The 4175-nt window shown below is 46.5% G+C and carries 5 protein-coding genes; all 5 read right to left on the bottom strand.

Annotated elements, in window-relative coordinates:
- Positions 1-114 precede the first annotated feature (114 nt).
- The 5 genes from L2082_RS18670 to L2082_RS18650 all read right to left on the bottom strand — a co-directional run bounded on the left by L2082_RS18670 (position 115) and on the right by L2082_RS18650 (position 3796).
- Positions 115-2106 carry a hypothetical protein gene (locus L2082_RS18670; protein WP_446012140.1) on the bottom strand — a complete coding sequence of 664 codons (1992 nt, stop codon included), beginning with the start codon at positions 2104-2106 and terminating at the stop codon, positions 115-117.
- A 268-nt stretch (positions 2107-2374) separates the two neighbouring features.
- Positions 2375-2794 carry an RNase H family protein gene (locus L2082_RS18665; protein WP_446012141.1) on the bottom strand — a complete coding sequence of 140 codons (420 nt, stop codon included), beginning with the start codon at positions 2792-2794 and terminating at the stop codon, positions 2375-2377.
- A 98-nt stretch (positions 2795-2892) separates the two neighbouring features.
- Positions 2893-3174 (bottom strand): hypothetical protein, encoded by a 282-nt coding sequence (locus tag L2082_RS18660; RefSeq protein ID WP_446012139.1) that lies wholly within the window; start codon positions 3172-3174, stop codon positions 2893-2895.
- Positions 3158-3436: a hypothetical protein gene (locus L2082_RS18655; RefSeq protein WP_446012138.1), complete on the bottom strand. Its 279-nt coding sequence runs from the start codon at positions 3434-3436 to the stop codon at positions 3158-3160. Before L2082_RS18655 ends, L2082_RS18660 begins: the two co-directional genes overlap by 17 nt.
- 177 nt (positions 3437-3613) lie before the next feature.
- Complete coding sequence (locus L2082_RS18650) at positions 3614-3796, bottom strand: hypothetical protein (RefSeq protein ID WP_446012137.1); 183 nt, start codon at positions 3794-3796, stop codon at positions 3614-3616.
- Between the last annotated feature and the right edge of the window lie 379 nt (positions 3797-4175).

Here is a 4175-nt window from a genome sequence, read left to right as displayed (position 1 = left end):
CCGATGGTACTGCATGGGAGACTATGTGGGAGAGTAGGTCGCCGCCAATTTCTTTTGTAAATCCCTTACCGGGCAATACTGGTAAGGGATTTTTTTTTGATTTTCTTCCGCTCTTTACACAAGCCCATACTCCTGCTTCAAACGCTCCAACAGATCACCCACATGAATATCCGGGGTCTTTGCTGGTCCCCAATCCAGAGTAGTATGTGCGCGATGATCTGTATCAATAACATTACGCAGGCGTTGCTCCTGGTCATACCACCACCTTTTGGAAGTACCGTCCGGGCATGAATCAGACTCAGTATCGCCCCAGCGCAGTTCCGGGCAATGATAGGGATCAAAGGAAAGAAGAAAGAGCTGGTCCATGATCTCCTCCAGAGTTCGAGTAACCGTAGTCCCGTTGGAATTGCCATAGCTTATCTGAATGTCCCTACTCTGTTCCTGCCAAATGCTATCAAACTGGCGAACCAGTTCCGAGGCAGTTCCGTCATATTCATAGGGATGGTCCCCTTGGGCCACAGCATGAACGCTGTCCTTTATCAGATTGTAGATCTCCCGGATCTGGGCCTTGAGGCGGGCATCTCTGCCAGGGGTTGAATAGGCTTCCCAATCCCCCACAGTCCCATAAATATTATAGGGCAGGCTGGACGGATGGGGCTGACGATGGATATTACGGGCCACAGCAGCTGCAATGGAATCCACCCGATCCTGAAGGGCCTGATTCAGTGCTGTAAGCTGCTGTTCCACTTCCTTGATCGGATCCACCTTACCACTCCCTGTGGCCAGCTGTCGCTTCACCCATTGGTGATAATCCAGTTCAAGTCCATCGACCTCGTAACTGCCCTGACACTGACTTTTCTCCTGATCAAAAAAGGACGAGTTGCCATTGGAGGTCAGGGTAAAACTGCCAGTCCTGCTCACCTCCTGGTGACGCCAACAACGAAACCCGCCTCCCTGTTTACAGGAGCCCCGTGAGAGGTAAGACCCAAAACGTTTTTCCGTCAGGCTATTATCAGGATGAGCATCAACAAACCAGACCGTGCCATCATCATCCACCCGTGAAACCACCAAAACGTGACCATTGGCATCATAATACACCGTTCCCGGCACAATGCTCTCCCGATTGACTTGGCAGAGATAGGTATCGGTCTTTTCCATGGTCCAGAAAAAACGAAAAAAACCACTATGGACGCTGTTGGAAATGGCCCTGGCTAATGAAGAAAAACTGGAGTAGTTGAGAAAGGAGCGGCGGCTTCCTGGCCTGTTATTATTACTGTAGCGACTGCCGGAAATGGTTACGTTAAAGGAGAAAGGGAGCTTTTTCTTATAACCGAAATAGGCTCGCAGCAGGTAGGGCAGATCTGCGCAATCGCTGAATATACTATTATTGCGATCTTCCTCGGAATAAAGGGTATTGCCTTCAGGATTACGCAGGCAGGCTGCCAGCGAGCCTTTCTTATCTGCAAAAAGCCGCTCTACCCAATGCGAAAAATCAGCCTCGTCACGGTCACTCCACTGGTAATAGGCGGTCCAGGCTGTATCAGGCCCACCAAGGTTGATGTCCGCATCAGGAGGAACTTCCTCCTCATTATTGCCATTTCCTCCTCCGTTACCAGAACCAGGATTCTCTGCTGCCGCTGTCAGCTTGCCCCAGGTGCGACCGCCTACATCAATCCTGCCGTCCGGGCGGGACATAAAGGCGGATTGAAAATCCCGAATTGCCGCAATCAGGGCATCAGAAACCTGCTCACTCACCACAAGTGGGGACGAAAGAATGGTATTCAACAATTCGTAGACGATACGGACATCCCGGGCCCGGTTCTGACCGCCCTGCCCTACGGAACCGGAAATCTCTGTTGCCGGGGTCTCAACAGCAGTGGTGAGCTTACGCCAGGTGCGGCCGCCCACATCAATCCTGCCGTCCGGGCGGGACATAAAGGCGGATTGAAAATCCCGGATTGCGGCAATCAGCTCAGCAGAAACCTGATCACTGACCGCTAATGGAGTAACAAGTATTGCATTGAACAGGTCATACACGGTACGCACATCTTCAGGAAAATTCTGTCCACCTGAATCGCCTACTGAACCACTGATAGAAGCTGGCATTATTCCTCCTCCTTTTCTGGTTTACTTGTTCCGCAAAGGGCGTAGATTTTACTGCCTGCTCCCATAATCGCGGGTTATGAATGCTGAAGCCGGGCAAGGCATGCATTCTTTTTATGAAACGATGCCTTGTTAGCCATATAATACTGATCAATAGCCTGGATTCCGCACTTCCTGTTTGATTGCCTGATCTTCTCCTTCAAAGAAACGTCTGCACTGGTCCTCTGATCAACAAAGCCGGGAGCTTAGGGCCATAAAAAGCTGTGTCCCTCTATTTCTTTTGGATAATGGCAGAGCGTGCCAGCGTATCACATCTTTGATATTCTTCCTGTTTTGAGGAATATTGACGCCATATAAATTCAACCGTATGCTGTTGGCAGAGTTCAAGGAGTTGTTCCCAGAGATCAACGTGTGGAGTGGGCTTCTTGTCGCTGTTTCTCCATTGTTGGGCTTTCCAACGGTATACCCAACCTTTTGTCATGGCATCAATCAGGTAGGCATTATTGTTATAGACAGTGACATGGCAGGATTCCTTGAGAGCTTGCAAGCCTTTTATCACAGATAAGATATCCATTCGATTATTCGTCGTATTCTCGCACCTTCCTGAAAGTTCTTTCTTGATGGCGTTATAGATTAGAGTGACTCCATATCCCCCTATATTCTCTCGGTTACATATTCCATGTGTATACATTATGACCTGTTTCATTATGCAGATTCCGCGTTATCTTTCAATTAGCCGCACAGGGTGCGGTTCCTGCACCGGGGATGATGCATAGTATGCATCCTGTTTTATGAAGCCATCGCTTTTTTAGCCATATAATACTGATCAATAGCCTGGCGTATATACATTTTTATAACCGCCTGTCGGCTGATGTTCACTTCTCTGACGATTTTATCCAATTCATGCAGCATTTCTGGAGTAAAATCGACCTTGACGGATTGCGTTCCGGCTTTGTTCAGAGGCGGTTTCATTTTACCGTCACCGGTAAAAAATCTTGATACATCCTCTCCTCTGTCTGCCATTTCAGCAAGCTCGTCAGCTGTCGGTATGTTCTCAGCTCTTTTCGGCATAATTCCTCACCTCCTGTTTGGTTGCCTTCCATAGGGTTACAAGATGATAATATAACCCTTCATGGTCATGCCTCTGTTCATAGATCACTGTGTATAATTTCCCCTGCACCCAGCCGGTAGCGGAGTATTGGGTTGGGTCGTCACATCTTAAATCTTCATAATAATAATGCTCGAACAATTCCTGCGCATCGTCAAGTCCAATCCCGCGTTTCGGATTATTTTTGAGTTGTTCGCTTTTCTTGTTATCGTACTTGAATCTCATATCAGTTCGCCATGCTTAATAAAACCGGACAGGGTACAATTCCCGTATCGAAAGAAATGCACGATAGTCAGTCTACAGGGCTAATATGTCAACTCTTTTGAGATTTCAATATCCTTTCTGATGAGTGCGTTGATAGTTTTACTTAACGAAAAATCACCATCTTTACTTTGGATACTTCTAAGTAACAAGTTTGTATCTCCTTGTTATTTGTAGGTTTGGTCTCGGGCGCAGGCCGGGGGGCACGCTTTTAAAGAAGAATTGCCTGATTTCTTTATCCAGATAAACCGGGATATCCAGTTCCTCAATCGGTCTGTAAAACTTGCCTTGTTCCGCATTTGTAAAATCATATTCATCTTTCATTTGGAGCACCTCCGATGATATGTCTGTTTTTCCTTTTTTATAGGAGTTACACAGTTGTCAGAAGTTTGGATAGATAATGCTCTGTTCATTGAGCCGTTTCTTTATGTTTTTCTTCAGTCCATCGAGGGTATATTTGAAGTGTACCTTGTTCCTTCCAGAATTTTTCTTCCCAGAAATGAAAGTCACCAAATGCACTATGAGTCATAGGAATGTTTTCCGAGGGCGATAAATAGTCATCGCGATATGGAAAAACCTTAACCCAACTTTGTGAGAATCATTATCGAAACAATCCTAACTACCTGATTATTCGTTGGGCGTAAAAATATTTTTCGTTTATTATCAAGTAATTATATTTTTCAAGGCTTTTGCGGTGCCAAGA

Source organism: Candidatus Electrothrix sp. (assembly GCF_052785085.1).
This window is presented reverse-complemented; position numbering and strand designations above follow the sequence as displayed.

Bases quoted from the DNA above. Each gene is read 5' to 3' on its own strand.
- L2082_RS18665 (WP_446012141.1), bottom strand. From the start codon at position 2,794: ATGTATACACATGGAATATGTAACCGAGAGAATATAGGGGGATATGGA.
- L2082_RS18670 (WP_446012140.1), bottom strand. From the start codon at position 2,106: ATGCCAGCTTCTATCAGTGGTTCAGTAGGCGATTCAGGTGGACAGAAT.
- L2082_RS18660 (WP_446012139.1), bottom strand. From the start codon at position 3,174: ATGCCGAAAAGAGCTGAGAACATACCGACAGCTGACGAGCTTGCTGAA.
- L2082_RS18655 (WP_446012138.1), bottom strand. From the start codon at position 3,436: ATGAGATTCAAGTACGATAACAAGAAAAGCGAACAACTCAAAAATAAT.
- L2082_RS18650 (WP_446012137.1), bottom strand. From the start codon at position 3,796: ATGAAAGATGAATATGATTTTACAAATGCGGAACAAGGCAAGTTTTAC.